An 18,774-nucleotide genomic window follows, 5' to 3' on the forward strand; every position below is an offset into this window, starting at 1 on the left:
GTGGCTGGCCCTTGCGGCTGGCCTGCGCCTATGCACAGAATAGGCTGATTTTTGGGGGCGATGGCTTGGAGCAGATCGGGCTTTCGGTAAGGATCGAACGGCGCTGGCCGCTGCAATTGATGCTGGCCTTGGCCGGGGCCTGGGCGGCGCTGGCGGTGGCCCGCATCTGGCCAGCGCCGATTGCCGATGTCGCGCTGGCACTGCTGCCGCCGCTGGGGCTGGCGGCGCTGGCGCTGGCGCTGTTGCCCGAGGCCGTGCGCGAGGTGCCGCTGGAGGATGTTGAGACGCGGCTGGCGGCGGTGCGTGCCGAGACCGAGGGCCTGCATGTGACGCTGGAGCGGCTGAATGCGGCGCTGGAGGCGGCGGCTGGGCGCACCGCGGGCCTGGGGGCGGCGCTGGCGGGAGACGGGCCGTCGCTGGCCGGCGAGGCCGAGCGGCTGGCGGCGTCAGCAGCGAGCATCGAGGCGGGGGCGGCTTCGGCGGCGGCGAGTGCGGCCGTGCTGCAGGCGGCGATGCCGGCGCTGAAGGCGCAGGTGGATGCCGTGGGCGAGGGGCTGACGGGACTTGGCGAGGACGCGGCCGTGCAGCTGCGCGCCGTGGAGGCGATGCTGGCGCGGGTGCAGGCGGAGAACAGCGAGGCGAGCAGCCGGGCGGACCTGGCGCTGACCGCGCTGGCGGCGCAGGTGGCGCGGATCGAGGCGGCGTCGAAGGAGACGACCGACAATCTGGCCAAGCGCAGCTATGCGCTGGACGGCGCGGTTGACGGGGTGTTGCTGCGCGCCAGCACGGCCTTTGCCGATATCGACAAGCGGCTGACCGAGCTGCTCGACCGGCTTGACAGCGAGCTGGACGGGGCGAGCGGCCAGCTTTCGAAGGTGGGCGAGGAAGGGGTGCGCCGATTTGTGCAGCGGTTTGACACGCTGATTGCGACCAGCCGCGCGCTGGAGGAGGCGCTGGCGGCGCATGAAGTGGCGGCGACGACGATTCAGGCGCGGTTGAGCGAGGGCGAGACGGTGGCGGGGCGGCTGGCGACGCCGCTGGCCGGGCTGGCCGAGGGGGCGGAGACGCTGGCGGCGCGGACCGTGGTGGCGCTCGGCGAGGCGGAAGCGAAGCTGACGCGGCTGGTGATCGGCGCTGAGCAGGTGCGCAGCGCCAGCGCTGATCTTGATGCGGGCGAGGACCGGCTGGTGGCGCTGGCCGGGACGCTGGAGACGCGGATCGCCAGCACGCGGGACAGCCTGGAGGCGCTGGAGGCGGCGGCGCGGGCGGCGGCCGAGATGGGCGCGGACAGCAGCGCCCGGCTGACCGAACAGGCGGGCGAGATAGTGGCGCGGGTGGAGGCGGTGGACGCGCGGCTGGACGCGGTGGAGACGCGCTTCATCACGCGCGAACGCTCGACACTGGCGCGTGATGCGCAGCGGCTGATGGCCGGGCTGTCGTCGCAGTTTGGCGATCTGGTCGAGCTGCTCAACCTGCCGGTGCCGGAGGCGGACTGGGCGGCGTGGCTGAAGGGCGACCGCACGGCGCTGCCGGCGAGCGTGAAGGCGCTTCTGGGCGAGGAGGAGCAGCGGCGGATCGCGCGCTATTTTGCCCATGACCCGCTGTTTCGGGCCGCCGCGCTGCGCTTTCTCGATGGCTTTGAGGCGCTGATCACCCGGCTTTTGGGCGACCGGGAGGGCGATGCGCTGGCTGCCACCATGCTGAGCGCGGACTTTGGCAAGCTTTATGTGCGGCTTGGCGAGGCGGCGGGGCGGCAAGACCTCGGCTGAGCCTGTGCAGTCAAGCGGGGCCTGACGGCCGGATCTTGAAACATTGGTGACAGGGTTGTGCCGAGCAGGCACAATTGATATTTAGCGTTAACTACTCAGGGTGGGAGTATTTATTATGATGAAGAATGAATTAACGACCGCGATCTGCGTGGCGTCGGCCTTTGTTCTCCATGCACCTCTTCAGGCGCAACCTGTGTTTGAATTCGAGAATCTGGCCATTTTGGGTGGCGAGGGGGGCGCGGAAATCGCCAATGGCTCGATCGAGGTCGACCCGGAAAATCCGCTGAACTTCACCATGACGGGGTCGGACGGGGACTCGCTCGAAATCGTGCCGTTGGCCGGGCCGCCGGGGAGCGATGAAGATGCGCCGCCGCTGGACTTTCAGGTCGTGCCGCTGAGCAGCTTCCCAGCCTTCGAGGCCTTTGATGCGGTTTCGATCTATTTCACTGTTGCCGAGACGAACGGGTTCGTCAGTGGAGACTTCAGCTATCTGACGTTCGACGAAGACGGCGGCTTTGATCCGGCCGGCTTTTTCGTCAATTCCAACCTGACTCAGCTTTCGGACAACTCGTTGACGACATTTGATGGCGAGGGGCCGATCCAGTTTGGCAGTTTCAGCTTCAATGTCATGACGGGCGACACCTGGGGCTTTTACATCAACGCCACCGACAATTGCTGCGGGTTCAGCGAATTCGCCGTTGATGCAACGTTCGAGCCGGGCGTGGTGCCGGAGCCGGCGTCCTGGGCGATGCTGATTGCCGGGTTCGGGCTGGTGGGCGCGTCGATGCGGCGTCGTCGCAGCGCGCTCGCGCACGGCTGAGAGCGCTTGCCAGCCCCGGCGGCGCGGGGCAGGGGGAGGACATGAAAGCTTCTCCCCTCCTGCCCGCGCTCGCGGCCTTTAATGCGGTTCTGGCGCTGACCTTTGGCACCTTTGCGGCGCATGGGATCAAGGACCCGCAGGCGCGCGAGTGGATCATGACCGGGGTGATCTTTCAGCTGCCGCATGTGGCGGCGGTGTTTGCGCTGCTGGCGTGGCGCAACAACAGCTTTGTGCGCACGGCCGCACTCGGCGTGGGGCTGGGCAGCCTGATCTTTGCCGGCAATCTTTATGCGCTGGCGCTGGGCGCGCCGCGCTGGATTGCGGCCTTTGCGCCGATTGGCGGCGCGCTGATGATGTTCAGCTGGCTGGGCGTGGTGGCGGCGGCCTTTGTGTCGGATCGGCTGCCGAAGGACTGAGCGGCTCTTTGACGAAGCCGCTGGCGAGCGCGAAGCCGATCAGCCGGTCAAGCCAGGCGCTGTCGGTGGGTGGGCAGGCGGGGATGAGCGGGTGGCCGGCCTCGAAGGCGGGCGCGCGCAGCAGATAGGCGGTGTAGAGCGCGGCCGCCGCGGCGTGCCAGCGGGCTTCGCGCGGCGGCAGGGCGGCGGCGCTGAAGGCGTCGGGAGATATGAAATCGGGGGTGCCGACGCGGGCGCGGGCCATGGCCTCGCCGATGGCGGGGACCGGCGTGGGCGTGTGGGCGACGAGATGAACGGTCTGGCCAGTGAAATCGGCGAAGCGCTCGCACATGGTCAGGAGCCCGGTGATGACATGATCGATGGGCACGAGATCGAGCGTGGCGCCGCTGGCGGCGGGCAGTGTTTTCACCCGGCCTTCGGCGATCAGCTTGGAGATCATGTAGATGTTTTCGAAGCGCGAGATGCGGCCCTGCGCCCAGTCTCCGACGACGACGCTGGGGCGGGCGACGGCATGAGGAACGGGGCCGGCGCGGACCAGGGCTTCGGCGCGGGCCTTGCTGGCTTCATAGCCGTTGGTGAAGGCTTGGCCGATGAAGCCGGGCGCGATGGGCCCGTCGGTGCGGCCGCAGACATAGGCGGTGCTGACGTGGAGCAGGGCGGCGCCGCTGGTCTGGGCGACGGCGAGCGCGGCGCGGGTGCCGCCGATGTTGACGGCCTCGTAGAGGGCCGGCTCCGCATCAAAGGCGGTGACGGCGGCAGAATGGACGATGAGATCTATGGCGGGCGGGGCGGCGAGGCCGAGATTTTCGGCGCGGACATCGCCGGCGCGTGTGACCAGCTCGCCGGGCGCGGGCGGCGGGCCTTCGGCGCGGCTGGGGAGCGGGCGGCCGTGATTATCGAGGATCTGGTGGCGGCGGTGGACAAGGGCGGTGACGGCGTGGCCGCGCGCGGCGAGGCGGGCGCAGAGCTCGCCGCCGATCAGCCCGGAGGCGCCCGTTACCAGTATTCGCATCCTGTCCTTGCCCCCGCGTCGTTCCACCATTCGTATCTGGCCGCGTAACCCGTTACAGGGGCGTTGCGAACCCCAGAGGATGATGATGGCTGTTAACACCCTGCTCGACCCCGCCAAATTCAGGGACCCGCTGCGCACGGCCAAGGGCGAGCCGCGCGCGCAGGTGGGACTGACGCGGCTGGAGACGCTTTGGTTCAACACCGGCACGCTGTGCAATCTGACCTGCGCCAACTGCTATATCGAGAGCTCGCCGAAGAATGATGCGCTGGTCTATCTGAGCTACGGCGAGGTGATGGGCTTTCTGGACGAGATTGCGCAGCATGGGCTGCCGACGCGCGAGATTGGTTTTACCGGCGGCGAGCCGTTCATGAACCCCGACATGATCGCGATCCTGCGCGATACGCTGGCGCGGGGCTTTGAGGTGTTGGTGCTGACCAATGCGATGCGCCCCATGCGGCGCTTTGAGGCCGAGCTGGCGGCGCTGCCGCGCGAAGGGCTGACGCTGCGGGTCAGCCTCGATCATTATACGGCGGCCGTGCATGATGCCGAACGCGGGGAGGGGGCTTTTGCCAAGGCGATGGATGGGCTTCGCTGGCTAATGGCGAACGGCTTTTCGGTGGCGGTGGCGGGCCGGCATCTGGCCGATGATGATGACGCCGCGGCGCGCGCTGGCTACGGGGCGCTGTTTGCCGGAGAGGGCCTGACTTGCCCGCCGCTGGTGCTGTTTCCCGAGATGGATGCGCGGGCCGATGTGCCGGAGATCAGCACCGGATGCTGGGAGATTCTGGGCACCACGCCCGAGGCGCAGATGTGTGCGACCTCGCGCATGGTGGTGCGGCGGCGCGGCGAGGCGGCGGCCAAGGTGCTGGCGTGCACGCTGATTGCCTATGACCCGGCCTTTGAGATGGGGACGACGCTGGCGGCGGCGCAGGGGGCGGTGGCGCTCAACCATCCGCACTGCGCGCGTTTCTGTGTGCTGGGCGGGGCGAGCTGCTCGGGCTAGCGCTGGTTCACGGCTTCGAGGAACACATCGCCCCAGGCCTTGAGCTTGCCGGCGCCGACGCCGCTGATGCGGCCCATCTCTTCAAGCGTGGCGGGGCGGCTGCTGGCCATGGCGCGGAGCGTCGAATCGTGGAAGATGACATAGGGCGGCAAGCCGGCTTCGGCGGCGAGTTCGCGGCGCAGCGCGCGCAGCTTTTCGAAGAGCGGCGCATCGGCTTCTGACAGGCCCTCGACCGGGGCGGGGGCGCTGCTGCTGCCGGCGCGGCGGCGGCTGGCGGGGCGGGCCTGGGCTTCGCGCAGGGTGAAGCGGGCCTCGCCCTTGAGCAGTGGCCGGGCGCCGGGGCCGAGCATCAGGCCCTTGTGCTCGGGATCGCGGCGCAGCGCATCGGCAGCTTCGAGCGCGCGGGCGAGGTCTTTCCAGCGGTGTTCGTCGAGCTCGGCGCCGATGCCCCAGACGCTGAGCTGGTCATGGCCGAATTTCTCCGCGCGCTCGGATGCGGCGCCGCGCAGCACGTCGATGACATGGCCGGCGCCGAAGCGCTGGCCGGTGCGGTAGACGGCGGAGAGGAATTTGCGGGCAGCCTCGGTGAGATCGTCGAGCCTGGGGGGGTTGAGGCAATTGTCGCAGTTGCCGCACGGGACGGGTTCGGGCTCGCCGAAATAGCGCAGCAGCGGCTGGCGGCGGCAGCGGCCGGTTTCGAGAAAGCCGAGAAGGGCATTCAGCCGGGCCTCTTCGCGGGCCTTGTGGGCGGCGTCGCCCTCGCCCGCGGCGATGAAGCCGCGCAGGCGCTGGACATCGGCGGCGCCCCAGAACAGCTGGGCGGTGGCGGGATCGCCGTCGCGGCCGGCGCGGCCGGTTTCCTGATAATAGGCCTCGATCGACTTGGGCAGGCCCATATGGACGACGAAGCGCACGTCGGGCTTGTCGATGCCCATGCCAAAGGCGATGGTGGCGGCCATCACCATGTCTTCGGCGCGGACGAAGGCGGCCTGGGCTGAGCGGCGCTCCTCGCTCTCCAGTCCGGCGTGATAGGCGCGGGCGTTATGGCCATCGGCGAGCAGCCAGTCGCGCGCCTGTTCGGCGGCGCGCCTTGTGGGGGCATAGACGATGCCGCAGCGGCCGCGCTGGCCGGCCATGAAGGCGAGCAGCTGGGCGCGGGCATCGCGCACGGCGCTGACCTGATAGCGGATATTGGGCCGGTCGAAGCCGGCGACGACCATGTCCCGCTCGGCGATGCCGAGCTGGGCGCAGATGTCAGCGCGGGTCTCGACATCGGCAGTGGCGGTGAGCGCGATGCGGGGCGCGCCGCGCAGATCGTCGCACAGCGCCTTCAACTGGCGATACTCGGGGCGGAAATCATGGCCCCATTGGCTGACGCAATGCGCCTCGTCGATGGCGATGAGGGCAATTTCGGTGCGGCCGAGCAGCGTCCGAAAGCCCGGCGCCAGCGCGCGCTCGGGGGCGACATAGAGGAGATCGAGCGTGCCGTTTTCGAGCGCGTCGAAGGTGGCGTCGGTATCGAGGCTCTGGCTGTTGAGGCTGGCGGCGCGCACGCCGGCGGCGCGCAGCGCGCGGACCTGATCTTCCATCAGCGCGATGAGCGGCGAGATGACCAGCCCGACGCCGGGGCGGGCGAGTGCGGGCACCTGATAGCAGAGCGATTTGCCAGCACCCGTGGGCATGATCGCCACCGCATCGCGGCCCGCGCAGACGGCCGCGATGATTTCGGCCTGCGCGCCCCGAAAGGCCTGGAACCCGAACACCTCATGCAGGATTTCGAGAGGGTCACGGATTGGGGACGCCAGCATCACGGCATTGGATAGCGATTGTCATCTCCGCCTGCTATCCCTTGATGCCATGTATCTTGCCCGCCTGTTCACGGCTCGCACGCTGATCGCCGGCCTCGCGCTGTTGCTGCTGCTGCCCTATGGGCTGGGCGCGGCCTCGGGGCGGCAGTCGCTCGCCGTGGATAGGCCGGCTTCGATTGTCGTGACGACGACGCCGCTGCCGCTCAACCGCGACGACCCCGGCCAGACGCGCATCGGCGCGCTCGACTATCGCGGCGGGCTGTTGCTGCGTTCGACCGCCAAGGGCTTTGGCGGGGTGTCAGGGCTGGCCAGCGACGGGGCCGGGCAGTTTCTGGCCGTGACCGACACCGGCAACTGGTTTGCCTTTCGCACGCGCGAGCGCGGCGGGCGGCTGGTGGGCCTGGGCGAGGCGGCGCTGGCCCCCATCCTCGGGCTTGACGGGCAGAGCGCGCCGACCAAGAGCGACGGCGACGCCGAAGCGCTGCACTGGGATGCCGCCAGCGGCGCGGCCAGCATCGTCTATGAACAGGACCACCGCATCGTTCACGTCAAGGGGCTGACGCCGGACCGGCTGGATGCCCCCGCCACGCGCGAGGAACGCTGGGCCGGCATGGCCGACTGGCGATCGAACGGCGGCGGCGAATCGCTCGCCCATGTGCCGCTGGCCGATGGGCGGACCGCGCGGCTGATCATCGCCGAGGACGCGGTGACGGACGATGGCCACAATCTCGCGCTGCTCGAAATCGACGGCACCGTCCGCCGCATCCGCATTCCCGCCATCGCCGAGCACCGGCCGACCGACGCCGAATGGCTGGACGGCACGCGGCTGCTGCTGCTCCACCGGCGCTTCAACCAGAAGGGACCAGGCGCGGCACTGACCCTCGTCGACCTCGCGCCCGCACTGGCCGGCGACACACCAGCGGCCAGCACCACGCTGGCTGCGTGGGAGGCGCCCGTGGTGCTCGACAATATGGAAGGGATCACCATCACGCGCGTCGGGGGAGAGACCTTTGTCTACCTGATCTCGGACGACAATCTGAACAGCTTGCAGCAGACGGTGCTGCTCAAGTTTGCGCTTTTGCTGCCTGAGTAGGGCCTCCGGCGGGCGAGAAGGGCCTCCGGCGGGCGAGAAGGGCCTCCGGCGGCTGGGGCCTTAGGCCCCAGACCCCGTTTGTTTTCTTGGGATGCACTTTGAGAGCTTGGCGCGCGCCGCAGGCATTTGATGGCGCGTTCCGCGCGGCCGCCTTGTTCTGGAGGTTCAGCGCATGCCCGTGAATGGGGTCTGGGGCCTAAGGCCCCAGCCGCCGGAGGCCCTTCTGACCTGCCGGAGGCAAAAAAACGGCCCGTGGTGGCCGGGCCGTTTTCGCAATATGTATGCGCTCAGGCGGCTTCGGTGGTCGCGGCGACTTTCTTGGTGATTTCGCGCTTCAGCTTGACGCAGCGGTCCGAGAGTTTTGAGGCGTCGGTCTTGATCAGCCAGTTGTCGAGGCCGCCGACGTGTTCGACCGAGCGCAGGCCGTTGGTGGAGACGCGCAGGCGGACCGAGCGGCCGAGTGCTTCGGACATCAGCGTGACGTTCTGCAGGTTGGGCAGGAAGACGCGCTTGGTCTTGTTGTTGGCGTGGGAGACGTTGTTGCCGACCATCCGGCCCTTGGCGGTGAGCTCGCAAACGCGCGACATGATGAACTTCCCTGAGCAAGACCGGCCGGGGCCGGCGACTAAGAATCGTTGAGCCGGACCTTTGGGAGACGCTCCGGCGGGTCTGGCGGCAAGGGCGGGGCATTAGCCGACGCGCTTGCCATGGTCAACCTTTAAGCGCGCGCGGGGGATTGGCGGGGCGGGCTGCGTAACGCTTGTGGATCACCGGTGACCACAGACAATGCCCATGAACCATCTCTTGATGAGGAGCCAGACTGATGATCAAGCCTTTCCTGCTTTTCGGCGCGCTTGCGCTCGCTGTTCCCGCGCTTGCCCAGCCTTATGAGACGCCGCGCAGCGATGCGCGGCTGGCGGCTGATGAGGCGCGCAATGCGCGCCAGGCCGTGCGGATCGACAAGGGAGTCGAATCGGGTCGTCTGAACCCGAATGAGGCGGCGCATCTGACGCGGCGCAACGAGCGCACCACGGCTGCCACGGCGCATCTGGCGTCGGACGGCTTTTACAGCCGCAAGGATGCGGCGCGGGTGGACCGGCGGCAGGACACGACCAGCCGTCGGACGTGGCGCGCCGGGACTAACCGCCGATAAGGGCCCGCCACACAGGGGGCAGCACAAGGCTCGCCATCAGCCCGGCCAGAACCAGGCCGATGATGGCGAGCCCGCCCTGTTCCGGATCGCGGCGCAGGGCATATTCGCTGCCGACCAGATGGGCGCTGACGCCGAGGCCGAGTGCGCGGGCGGCGCGTTCGGCCTCGAGGCCGGCGAGGCGGTAGACGGGTGGCAGGCAGACGGCGCCGATGGTGCCGGTGAGCACCGAGAGCGCGGCGGCGAGGGCGACCGGGCCGCTTTCGCTGCGCAGGATGGCGTAGATGAAGGGGCCGGAGATGCTCTTGACGGCCACCGCAGCGCGCAGCTGGGGGGCGAGGCCGAGCGCCATGGCCATGGCGAGCGCGCTGGCCATGCCGACGGCGCTGCCGAGCAGCACGGCGAGGAGGACGGCGCGGCCGCGACCGCGGAGCAGCGGCCTGGCGCGGTCAACGAGCAGGGCAAGCGCGACGATGGCTGGCCCCAGCATCCAGCGCAGCGGGGCGCTGGCGGCTTCAAAGGTTTTGACCGGCATGCCCGACGCGATGACGCCGCTGCCGAGCAGCAGGGCGGCGAGGACGATGGGATTGGCCCAGGCCGGATTGCCGAGGCGGGCGGCACCGGTGCGCAGGGCGGCAAAGAGCAGCAGGACCAGGCCGCAGACAGCCAGCGATGTGAGCGGGGCCGGCATCAGAGCACGCGCACCAGCCAGCGGTAGATGAGGGCGGTGGCGAGGCCGGTGACGATGGTGGTGACGAAGAGCAGCAGCGCCAGCGGGGCGAGCGTGCCGGAAACCAGCGCCGGATAGGCGGCCAGGCCGACGAGCACGGGCACGAGGCCGGCGCCGATCCAGCGGGCGAGCAGTGCTGCACCCGGGCGGCTCCAGCGCGTCTGGTGCGGTGCGAGTGCCAGCGCGGCGGTGAGGATGATCAGGCCGAGTGCTGCGCCGGGGATATCGAGGCCGAGCCGGGCGACCAGCCAGTCCGCGCCCTTGGCGAGCAGGATGCAGAACAGGATGCCCGGCAGGACATCGATGGCCAGTGCGCGTCCGCGTTTTCCCGGCTGGTCGTGCATCTCACCCCTTTCCCGACGCGCTGCAGCCGACTAGGCTGATTCGAGATTGCCGCAGCTCGAAAGCCCCCGATGCCCTATTTCGCCATTCACTGCATCGACAAACCCAATTCCTTTGACCTGCGCGCCGAGACGCGGCCCGAGCATCTTGACTATATCAATGGCTTTGCCGACCGGATTTTGGTGGCGGGGCCGCTGCTGCGCCCTGATGGCCGCGCCATGGGCAGCCTGCTCATCATGGATTTCGAGGACCGGGATGCGGCGATCGCCTTTTCGGCGGGCGACCCCTATCACAAGGTCGGCCTGTTCGAGAGCCGGTCGATCACCAACTGGCACAAGGTGTTGCCGGCCTAAGGGGGTTTGCCGGCCTAGAGGCCGAGGTCAATTCCCTGGGCTTGAGCCAGTGCGCCAAGTTCGCGGCGGATATCGACGCCCGGGGCATTGAGCCATTCGGTCATGGCGGCGCTGGCGGCGGCGAGATTGGCGGAGCGCACCATGGCCTTGACCGGGCCGACGCCGGCGGGCGTGATCGAGAGACGCTCGACACCGAGCGCCAGCAGCGCCAGCGCTTCGAGTGGCCGGCCGCCCATTTCACCGCAGACGGTGACCTGGATCTTGTGGGCGGCCGCTTCGCGGACGATGCGGCGCATGACCCGCAGGATGGCGGGGGACAGCCAGTCATAGCGGTCGGCGAGGCGCGGGTTGGCGCGGTCGGCGGCGAACAGGAACTGGGTGAGGTCATTGGTGCCGACCGAGACGAAATCGACCATGGGCAGCAGCAGGTCGAGCACTTCGATGACCGCCGGGACCTCGATCATCGCGCCGTAGCGGACCTGGGCCGGGAGCGCATGGCCGGTGCGCGCGAGCAGGGCCGCCTGGGCTTCGACCAGCGCCTTGGCTTCGGCGAATTCCCATGGCTCGCTGACCATGGGGAACATGATGTTGAGATCCTGCCCGGCGGCGGCTTGCAGCAGGGCGCGGGCCTGCACCTTCATCAGGCCGGCGCGCCCCAAGGCGAGGCGCAGCGCGCGCCAGCCCATAGCCGGGTTTTCATCATCTTCGCCGCCGCCGAGATAGGGCACGGTCTTGTCGCCGCCGATGTCGACGGTGCGGAAGACCACCGGCCGGCCCCGGGCGGCGGCGAGCACCTGGGCATAGAGCGCCTGCTGCCGCTCGCGGCGGGGCAGGGTGGCGGAGACGAGAAACTGGAACTCGGTGCGGAACAGGCCGATGCCGTCAGCGCCTGTCGCATCGAGGGCGGCGGCATCATCGGAGAGGCCGGCGTTCATGAGGATCTGAACGCGGCGGCCATCGAGGCTCTGCGCGGGCAGATCGCGCAGCCTGGCATAGCGCTCGGCACGGCGGGCCTTGGCGGCGCTCATTTCGGCATAGCTCTTGATCATGGCGGCCTGCGGCCGGATCAGCAGGGTGCCATTGCCGGCATCGACGATCAGCTCGTCACCTTCGGAGACCTGGCCGAACAGCTCGTTGACCCGGCCCAGCACCGGCACGCCCATGGCGCGCGCAACGATGGTGACATGGCTGGTCAGGCTGCCTTCCTCCAGCACGACGCCCTTGAGGAAGCGGCGGTCATATTCGAGCAGCTCGGCGGGGCCGAGATTGCGGGCGATGAGGATGGTATCGCCGCGCAGGCCGAGCTGGGCGGCGGTGCCGAGCTGGCCGGCGACGATGCGCATCAGCCGGTTGGCGAGATCGTCAAGGTCGCTCAGCCGCTCGCGCAGATAGGGATCGTCGATCGAGCGCATGCGCTGGCGGGTCTTGGCCTGGACGCGGTCGATGGCGGCTTCGGCGGTGAGACCGGTTTCAAGGGCTTCGTTGATGCGCCGGAGCCAGCCTTCGTCATAGGCGAACATCTTGTAGGTTTCGAGCACCTCCTGATGATCGCCGGCGCCGGCGAACTCGGCCTGTCCCATCAGCCCTTCGATCTGTTCGCGCAGCCGCTCGAAGCCCTTGCGCACGCGCTGGCGCTCGGTTTCGGCGTCTTCGGCGACCGTATGCTCGATGATGACGCGGGGCTGGTGGAAGACCGCGGTGCCGCGCGCCAGCCCGTCGACGAGGCGCAGGCCGGCGAGGCGGCCCGGCCCGGAATTGGCGGCGCGCGCCCGGGCGGCCTCGGCATCATCGACCAGCCCGGCGCCGTGGATCAGCTCGGAGAGCGCCATCGCCACCGTCTGCAGCGCCTCGACCTCGACTTCATCATAGTCGCGCGGCTCGCGGTGCTGGACGGCGAGCACGCCGATGGCGGCTTCGCGGCGCACGATCGGCACGCCGGCGAAGCTGTGGAAACGCTCTTCGCCGGTTTCGGGGCGATAGGCGAAATCCGGGTGCGCCTGGGCTTCGGCGAGGCTCATCGGCTCGCGGGTGGCGGCGATGACGCCGACAAGGCCCTGGCCCATGGCCAGCCTTGTGACATGGACCGCCGCCTGCGACAGGCCCTCGGTGGCGAACAGCTCCAGCATGCCGTCGCGCAGCAGGTAGATGGAGGCGACTTCGCTGTCGAGCGCGCGCGCGACGATGTGGACGACACGGCCGAGCTTGGCTTCAGCGCCCGTCCGGGAGGCCATCACCTCATGGAGGCGACGCAGGATCTCCCGGGCAGCGCTGACTGGCGGCATCTCAGGCCGCCGCCACGGCGACAGGCGGGGCGCGCGTCGCCAGCGCTTCATTGGCCTCGCGGGTGAGCTCGGCGATGATCTCGGCGACGCTCTGTTCGGACTTGACCATGCCGACCGACTGGCCGGCCATCAGCGAGCCGTTTTCGACATCGCCGTCGACCACGGCGCGGCGCAGCGCACCGGCCCAATAATGTTCGATCTCGAGCTGGGCTTCGCCGAGATCGACCTCGCCGCGGTCAAGCCTTGCGGCGACCTCGCGCTGCTTTTCGACAAAGGCCTCGGTGCCGGCGTTCTTGAGGGCGCGCACCGGGATGACGGGCAGGCGGGGATCGAGCTGGACGCTGGCCACCGCATCGCGCGCCGAGGCGCGGAAGAAGGCGCGCTTGAAATTGGGGTGGGCGCTGCTTTCGAGCGCGGCGGCGAAGCGGGTGCCGAGCTGGACGCCCGAGGCGCCCATGCGCGCCCAGAGCGCGATGGCCGTGCCGCGGCCGATGCCGCCGGCGACGAACACCGGCACCTCGTCGATGACCGGCAGGATCTCCTGCGCCAGCACCGAGAGCGACACCGGGCCGACATGGCCGCCAGCCTCCGAACCTTCGATGATGATGGCATCGACGCCCGAGCGGACCAGCTTCTTGGCCAGCGCGGCGGTGGGGGCGAAGCACATCAGCTTCATGCCGCCGGCCTTGATCGCCTCGATGGCCGCCCCCGAGGGCAGGCCTCCGGCGAGCACGACATGGCTGACGTTGCGCTGCGCGCAAACGGCGATCAGCTCCATCATCTGCGGGTGCAGCGTGATGAGATTGACGCCGAAGGGCTTGTCGGTGAGCGACTGGGTCTTGGCGATCTCGGCCTCCAGCATGGCCGGGGTCATGGAGCCGCAGGCGATTACGCCGAAGCCGCCGGCATTGGAGATGGCCGAGACAAGACCGGCATCGGACACCCAGGTCATGGCGCCGGCCATGATGGCGTGGCGTGTGCCGAGGAAGCTGCGGCCGCGCGTGGTGAGCTGGTCGAGCCGGGTCATGCGCTCACCTCGTCTTCGGTGATGGGGGCATCAAGGCCATAGGCGGTGTGAAGGACGCGCACCGCCAGCTCGACATATTCCTCGGCGATGAGGACGCTGACCTTGATTTCAGACGTGGTGATGGCCTGGATGTTGATGCCGCGTGCGGCCAGCGCACGGAACATGGTGGCGGCGACCCCGGCATGGCTGCGCATGCCGACACCGACGACACTGACCTTGGCGACGGCGGCATCGGAGAGCAGGGCGGTGAAGCCGATCTCGGCCTTGGCCTTTTCAAGGACATCGAGGCTGAGCGGCAGCTGGGCGCGCGGCACGGTGAAGGTGACGTCGGTATGGCCTTCGCCCTTGGCGATGTTCTGGACGATCATGTCCACATTGACACCGGAATCGGCGAGCGGGCCGAAGACGGCACCGACGACGCCCGGCCGGTCGGGCACGCCGACCAGCGTGACCTTGGCTTCGGACTTGTCATAGGCCACACCGGCAATCAGCTCGCGTTCCATCTCGCCATCCTCATCTTCATCCACCACCATGGTGCCGGGCGCATCGCTGAAGCTCGACAGCACCTGGAGGCGGACCTTCTCCTTCATTGCCAGCTCGACCGAGCGGGTCTGCAATACTTTCGCGCCGACACTCGCCAGCTCGAGCATCTCCTCATAGGTGATACGCGAAAGCTTGCGCGCGCGCGGCACAATCCGGGGGTCGGTGGTGTAAACCCCGTCCACATCGGTGTAGATATCACATCGCTCGGCCGAAAGCGCCGCCGCCATTGCCACCGCTGACGTATCAGATCCGCCCCGGCCCAGCGTGGTGACGCGGCCGCCTGCCGTGAGCCCCTGAAAGCCCGGCACCACGGCGACCTCGCCGCCCGCCATCGCCGCCAGCACGGCCTCGGTCTCAATGCCCTCGATGCGCGCCAGGCTGTGCGCGCCCGACGTGCGGATGGGAAGCTGCCAGCCGAGCCAGGAGCGGGCGCGCACACCCATCGCCTGCAAGGTCATCGCCAGCAGCCCCGCCGTCACCTGCTCGCCCGCCGCCACGACGACATCATATTCGGCGCGGAAATCAGCGCCGACCGCGCGCGGCGCGGCCTCATGGCAATAGCCGACCAGACGGTCCGTCTCGCCCGCCATCGCCGAGACGACCACCGCGACCTCGTCACCCGCCTCGACCGCCCGCTTGACGCGCGCGGCGACATTGCAAATCCGCTCGCTGCCCGCCATCGACGTGCCACCAAATTTCATCACGATCCGCGCCATCAGGGCCGTTCCACATTCCCGCTCGAACACCAGCAATGCAGCCACTTAGAAACGCGCTCGGCAATTGGCAAGCAACGCGCTGGGTTGTGGATGAGAAGTGCCTCCGGCGGCTGGGGCCTCAGGCCCCAGACCCCATTCATGGGATTGGGATGCACGTGGAGAATTTGTCCTGCGCCGCAGGCTGTTTATTGCGCTTCGCGCGGGCGCTCATCTCTGAAGGTGCAGCGCATTAAAAATGATCGGGGTCTGGGGGCGTCGCCCCCAGCCGCCGGAGGCTCTGTCTCTATCGCCGGAGGCAAAAGGCCGCCGGTGCTTCAACTGGGGGCGGGGTTGGGCTAAGGCGGGGGGATGAGCAATCCTGCGAGCAGCATTGACGCGCGTGAAGCCGGGTTTTTCGGTGCCTTGGCCGATGACTGGTGGAATCCGCGTGGGTCGTCGGCGATGTTGCACCGGATCACGCCGGTGCGTTCGGCGTTCATTCGCGATGAGGCGGCGCGGCATTTCGGGCTGGACCGGCGGGCGCGGCGGCCGCTTGCGGGGTTGTCGGCGCTGGACATTGGTTGCGGCGCGGGCTTGCAGGCCGAGCCGCTGGCGCGGATGGGTGCTGAGGTGACGGCGATTGATGCGGCGCCGGAGAATATCGAGGTGGCGCGGGCGCATGCGGCGGCGCAGGGGCTGGCGATCGACTATCGCTGCATGGCGCTGGAGGAACTGGCGGCGGAGGGGCGGACGTTTGAACTTGATTACCTGTCTGGAGGTGATTGAGCATGTGGCCAACCGCGATGCCTTTCTGGCGGCGCTGTCGGCGTTGCTGGCGCCGGGCGGGATGGCGGTATTGAGCACGCCGAACCGCACGCCGGCGAGCTGGGCGGTGGTGATTGCCGGGGCCGAGATGATCACGCGCTCAATTCCGCGCGGGGCGCATGACTGGAACCGCTTTCTGACGCCGGCCGAGCTGGCCGAGGCGCTGGTTCATGCCGGGCTGCGGGTGGAGAGCAGCCATGGCCTGAGCTGGCGGCCCGACCGGGGTTTTGTGATGGGCGCGGACCTGAGCGTGAATTACTTCATGGTGGCGGCGAAGGGCTGAACGCTAGAACCAGACGCCGCGCACGGCCTGCACGACGATGCCGTTGCCGAGCGAGATGAGCAGCGCGTCTGGCCCGTAGCGGACCCAGCGGGTGCCGCGCCAGGCGGGCGGGAGCCGGTAGTAGCGCGGATTGGCGACCCAATAGGGGCGACCCAGGAAGGGCGGCGGCACGCGGACGCCGATGGGCAAGGGGCGGTAGCGCTGGCCGCGGGGGATGACATAGGCGGGGCCATGGTAGCGCGGGCCGGCCCAGCGCCAGTCATCGCGCCCTACGTGGCGCCAATAGCGGCGGTCACCGTACCAGTCGGCACGGTTGTCGCGGCGATAGTCGTATCGGTGGTCGCGGCGGTCGTCACGGCGGTCATATCGCCGATCGTCGCGGCGATCGTCGTGCCATTCGCGGTGGTCGTCGCGGCGGTCGTAACCTTTGCCGCGCTTGTCATCGGCGAGGGCGGGGCCGGCGAGGATTGCGGTTGCCATCAGGCCAAGGAGCAGGGTGCGCATTGTCAACCTCCGTTTGGATTGAGAGGCAGAATGCGCCTGAGTGGCTGAACCCGTTCTGAAACGCGGGGAAAGCTCGTGTTCAGAGAAAGCGGGCGACGACATCGCGGTAGGAGCGGGAGACCTTGACCTGAGCATTGGAGGCCAGCACGAGGAAGCATTCGCCGTTGGTGTGCGGCTTGACGCTCTTGATATTGTCGAGATTGACGATGGTGGAGCGGTGGATGCGCTGGAACTTGCGCGGGTCGAGCCGCTTTTCGAGGTCTTTCATGGTTTCGCGCAGGATCAGCGTCTGTTCGGCGGTGTAGATGCACATGTAATCGCCGGCGGCATCGATTCGCTCGATATCGTCGACATCGACGCGGAAGATCTGGCCGCGGTCCTTGATGTTGAGGACTTTTTCAAAGCGGTCGGCGGCGGGGGCTTCGCTGGCGGTCATGGTTTCGGTGACGGCGCCGGGCGCGAGTTCGGCGAGCAGGCCCTGCAGGCGGTTCTTTTCCTCGGCGCTGCGTTTTTCGCTGAGGCGCTGGCGGACGCGCTCGATGGTGGCGGCGAGCCGGTCTTCCTCGACCGGCTTGAGCAGATAGTCGACGGCCTGGGCTTCAAAGGCGCGGATCGCGTGTTGCTGATAGGCGGTGACAAAGACGAACAGCGGCGGCGCGACATCGGCGATGCCCGAGACGACCGAAAAGCCGTCAAAGCCGGGCATCTGGATATCGAGGAAGACGAGATCGGGCTTCAATGTCTTGATGGCGCGGATGGCTTCGCGGCCATTGGCGCAGCGCTCGACGATCTCGATATCATCAAAGGCCTGAAGCCTGAGTTCGAGGCCCTGGATGGCGAGCGGTTCGTCGTCGACGATGATCGTGGTTATCGGCATCGGTCATTCATCCTGACTGGCTCCCACGGCGCCGGTGACCGGCGCTGCGGGGAGCGGTGATGCCCCCATGGCAAGACGCGGGCTGCCCAGACCTGCGTCATTTGCTTCCGTCTGATACGGAATGTCGATGAGCACGATCAAGCCGTGCGGTTCATTGTCGGCGAGTTCGAGGCGGTGATCGGGGCCGTAGGCCTGGGCGAGGCGCTCGCGGATGTTGGCCAGCCCGACATTGGTGCCTTCGGGCGGGCTTTCGGACGGCTCGGGCAGGGTGCCGCCCGTCGTGCCGCCGAGGCCGGGGCCGGTATCGGCGATGGTGATGACCAGCCGGTCGCCCATGCGCCGTGCATCGACGAGGATGTCGGCCCCGTCTTCGGACGGGGTGACGGCATATTTGATGGCGTTTTCGACGATCGGCTGGAGGAGCAGGCTGGGCAGCCGGGCTTCCATCACCTGTGGTTCGATGTCGAAGCGGGTGCGCAGCCGGTCTTCGAAGCGGGTGCGCTCGATGTCGAGATAGAGTTTGAGCGCTTCGGCCTCCTGCGCGACGGTGGCGAGGCCCTCACGCTCGCCGACGAGGCTGTAGCGGAGGAAGGAGGCGAGCCGCGAGAGCATGGCGTTGGCGCGCTCGGTCTGGCGCAGCAGCACCAGCGTGGAGATGGAATTGAGCGTGTTGAAGAGGAAATGCGGGTTGAGCTGGTAGCGCAGCATTTCGAGCTGGGCGACATTGGCCTGACGGGCGACATTGACCATGCGTGCCGATTGTTCGGCCAGCAGCAGATAGAAGTTGATGCCATAATAAAAGCCGGTCCAGGCGCCGAGCACCGAGAAATCGAGCAGCACGGCGCCCAGATATTCGACGCCGCGCGGCTGCCAGCCATCACCGTAGAAGGCGGCGTGCGCCCAGACCTCGATGACCGAAAAGAGGGCTGCGGCCGCGCTCAGCACGAGCGAAGACAAGAGCAGCACCATCAGCGGGCGCATGGTAATGATGCGGCGATAGGCCGAGCCCATGATGAGCGAGAGGGAAAAGCCGGTGAGCGTGGCGAGAAGCGCGGGCAGAAGAAAGCCCGGCTCCATGCGGTTGGCGATGCCGGAGAGGCCGCGCAGCAGCAGATAGGCGAGCCAGCCGCCGCCCTGCAGGATCCAGAAGGCGCGCGTCTTGTCGGTGAAGAAGCCGCCGACGGCCGGCCGCTCAGGTCGAAGCTTGGGGCGAAGCGCGTCCTCCATCGGCTCTCCATAGCC

At 68.3% G+C, this 18,774-nt stretch carries 20 protein-coding genes; 9 read left to right on the plus strand and 11 right to left on the minus strand.

Going from position 1 to position 18,774, the window contains the following annotated elements:
- Positions 1-65 precede the first annotated feature (65 nt).
- From ACMVO5_RS12240 to ACMVO5_RS12250, 3 genes are all read left to right on the plus strand, one after another.
- Positions 66-1,769: a hypothetical protein gene (locus tag ACMVO5_RS12240; RefSeq protein WP_416907771.1), complete on the plus strand. Its 1,704-nt coding sequence runs from the start codon at positions 66-68 to the stop codon at positions 1,767-1,769.
- A 193-nt stretch (positions 1,770-1,962) separates the two neighbouring features.
- Positions 1,963-2,589, plus strand: coding sequence for a PEPxxWA-CTERM sorting domain-containing protein (locus tag ACMVO5_RS12245; RefSeq protein WP_416907772.1), 627 nt, complete (start codon positions 1,963-1,965; stop codon positions 2,587-2,589).
- Between the two features lie 41 nt (positions 2,590-2,630).
- On the plus strand, positions 2,631-3,005 hold the full coding sequence (locus ACMVO5_RS12250) for a DUF423 domain-containing protein (protein WP_416907773.1): 375 nt from the start codon (positions 2,631-2,633) through the stop codon (positions 3,003-3,005).
- Here the strand turns inward: ACMVO5_RS12250 and ACMVO5_RS12255 are convergent.
- On the minus strand, positions 2,947-4,047 hold the full coding sequence (locus ACMVO5_RS12255) for an SDR family oxidoreductase (protein ID WP_416907774.1): 1,101 nt from the start codon (positions 4,045-4,047) through the stop codon (positions 2,947-2,949). The genes ACMVO5_RS12250 and ACMVO5_RS12255 overlap by 59 nt on opposite strands.
- A 49-nt stretch (positions 4,048-4,096) precedes the next feature.
- Here ACMVO5_RS12255 and ACMVO5_RS12260 point away from each other — a divergent pair, with 49 nt between their 5' ends.
- On the plus strand, positions 4,097-5,020 hold the full coding sequence (locus ACMVO5_RS12260; protein ID WP_416907775.1) for a radical SAM protein: 924 nt from the start codon (positions 4,097-4,099) through the stop codon (positions 5,018-5,020).
- Here the strand turns inward: ACMVO5_RS12260 and recQ are convergent.
- The gene (gene recQ / locus ACMVO5_RS12265) at positions 5,017-6,828 is read right to left on the minus strand and encodes a DNA helicase RecQ (RefSeq protein ID WP_416907776.1); all 1,812 of its coding nucleotides are present in this window, start codon (positions 6,826-6,828) and stop codon (positions 5,017-5,019) included. The two genes, ACMVO5_RS12260 and recQ, sit on opposite strands and share 4 nt — an antisense overlap.
- Positions 6,829-6,877: 49 nt before the next feature.
- On the opposite strand from recQ, the gene ACMVO5_RS12270 reads away from it, so the two are divergent.
- Positions 6,878-7,921, plus strand: coding sequence for an esterase-like activity of phytase family protein (locus ACMVO5_RS12270; RefSeq protein ID WP_416907777.1), 1,044 nt, complete (start codon positions 6,878-6,880; stop codon positions 7,919-7,921).
- Between the two features lie 287 nt (positions 7,922-8,208).
- Here the strand turns inward: ACMVO5_RS12270 and rpmB are convergent, their stop codons facing one another.
- Positions 8,209-8,508, minus strand: a complete 300-nt coding sequence (gene rpmB, locus ACMVO5_RS12275; protein WP_416907778.1) for a 50S ribosomal protein L28 — start codon at positions 8,506-8,508, stop codon at positions 8,209-8,211.
- A 236-nt stretch (positions 8,509-8,744) separates the two neighbouring features.
- Here rpmB and ACMVO5_RS12280 point away from each other — a divergent pair, with 236 nt between their 5' ends.
- The gene (locus tag ACMVO5_RS12280; RefSeq protein WP_416907779.1) at positions 8,745-9,074 is read left to right on the plus strand and encodes a hypothetical protein; all 330 of its coding nucleotides are present in this window, start codon (positions 8,745-8,747) and stop codon (positions 9,072-9,074) included.
- Here the strand turns inward: ACMVO5_RS12280 and ACMVO5_RS12285 are convergent.
- Together ACMVO5_RS12285 and ACMVO5_RS12290 are read right to left on the minus strand one after the other, a co-directional pair.
- Complete coding sequence (locus ACMVO5_RS12285) at positions 9,061-9,762, minus strand: LrgB family protein (RefSeq protein WP_416907780.1); 702 nt, start codon at positions 9,760-9,762, stop codon at positions 9,061-9,063. The genes ACMVO5_RS12280 and ACMVO5_RS12285 overlap by 14 nt on opposite strands.
- Positions 9,762-10,145 carry a CidA/LrgA family protein gene (locus ACMVO5_RS12290; RefSeq protein ID WP_416907781.1) on the minus strand — a complete coding sequence of 128 codons (384 nt, stop codon included), beginning with the start codon at positions 10,143-10,145 and terminating at the stop codon, positions 9,762-9,764. Before ACMVO5_RS12290 ends, ACMVO5_RS12285 begins: the two co-directional genes overlap by 1 nt.
- Positions 10,146-10,214: 69 nt before the next feature.
- On the opposite strand from ACMVO5_RS12290, the gene ACMVO5_RS12295 reads away from it, so the two are divergent.
- The gene (locus ACMVO5_RS12295) at positions 10,215-10,496 is read left to right on the plus strand and encodes a YciI family protein (protein WP_416907782.1); all 282 of its coding nucleotides are present in this window, start codon (positions 10,215-10,217) and stop codon (positions 10,494-10,496) included.
- A gap of 14 nt (positions 10,497-10,510) precedes the next feature.
- Here ACMVO5_RS12295 and ptsP read toward each other — a convergent pair whose 3' ends face one another.
- The 3 genes from ptsP to ACMVO5_RS12310 are packed head-to-tail and all read right to left on the minus strand — an operon-like array spanning position 10,511 to position 15,064.
- On the minus strand, positions 10,511-12,778 hold the full coding sequence (ptsP, locus tag ACMVO5_RS12300; RefSeq protein ID WP_416907783.1) for a phosphoenolpyruvate--protein phosphotransferase: 2,268 nt from the start codon (positions 12,776-12,778) through the stop codon (positions 10,511-10,513).
- Between the two features lies 1 nt (position 12,779).
- Complete coding sequence (locus ACMVO5_RS12305; protein WP_416907784.1) at positions 12,780-13,805, minus strand: NAD(P)H-dependent flavin oxidoreductase; 1,026 nt, start codon at positions 13,803-13,805, stop codon at positions 12,780-12,782.
- A complete protein-coding gene (locus tag ACMVO5_RS12310) occupies positions 13,802-15,064 on the minus strand; it encodes an aspartate kinase (RefSeq protein WP_416909377.1) in 1,263 nt (420 codons plus the stop codon). The genes ACMVO5_RS12305 and ACMVO5_RS12310 overlap by 4 nt, the downstream gene beginning before the upstream one ends.
- A 348-nt stretch (positions 15,065-15,412) precedes the next feature.
- Here ACMVO5_RS12310 and ubiG point away from each other — a divergent pair, with 348 nt between their 5' ends.
- On the plus strand, positions 15,413-15,829 hold the full coding sequence (gene ubiG, locus ACMVO5_RS12315; protein WP_416907785.1) for a bifunctional 2-polyprenyl-6-hydroxyphenol methylase/3-demethylubiquinol 3-O-methyltransferase UbiG: 417 nt from the start codon (positions 15,413-15,415) through the stop codon (positions 15,827-15,829).
- On the plus strand, positions 15,798-16,151 hold the full coding sequence (locus tag ACMVO5_RS12320) for a methyltransferase domain-containing protein (protein ID WP_416907786.1): 354 nt from the start codon (positions 15,798-15,800) through the stop codon (positions 16,149-16,151). The genes ubiG and ACMVO5_RS12320 overlap by 32 nt, the downstream gene beginning before the upstream one ends.
- Positions 16,152-16,154: 3 nt before the next feature.
- On the opposite strand, the gene ACMVO5_RS12325 is transcribed toward ACMVO5_RS12320, so the two are convergent.
- The 3 genes from ACMVO5_RS12325 to ACMVO5_RS12335 all read right to left on the minus strand — a co-directional run bounded on the left by ACMVO5_RS12325 (position 16,155) and on the right by ACMVO5_RS12335 (position 18,759).
- Positions 16,155-16,631 (minus strand): RcnB family protein, encoded by a 477-nt coding sequence (locus ACMVO5_RS12325; protein ID WP_416907787.1) that lies wholly within the window; start codon positions 16,629-16,631, stop codon positions 16,155-16,157.
- A 103-nt stretch (positions 16,632-16,734) separates the two neighbouring features.
- Positions 16,735-17,532 carry a LytR/AlgR family response regulator transcription factor gene (locus ACMVO5_RS12330; protein ID WP_416907788.1) on the minus strand — a complete coding sequence of 266 codons (798 nt, stop codon included), beginning with the start codon at positions 17,530-17,532 and terminating at the stop codon, positions 16,735-16,737.
- Positions 17,533-17,535: 3 nt separating this feature from the next.
- Complete coding sequence (locus ACMVO5_RS12335; protein ID WP_416907789.1) at positions 17,536-18,759, minus strand: sensor histidine kinase; 1,224 nt, start codon at positions 18,757-18,759, stop codon at positions 17,536-17,538.
- Positions 18,760-18,774 lie beyond the last annotated feature (15 nt).

Origin of the sequence: Polymorphobacter sp., from assembly GCF_048007885.1 — a bacterium.
In the GTDB taxonomy this organism is placed as follows: Bacteria; Pseudomonadota; Alphaproteobacteria; order Sphingomonadales; family Sphingomonadaceae; genus Sandarakinorhabdus.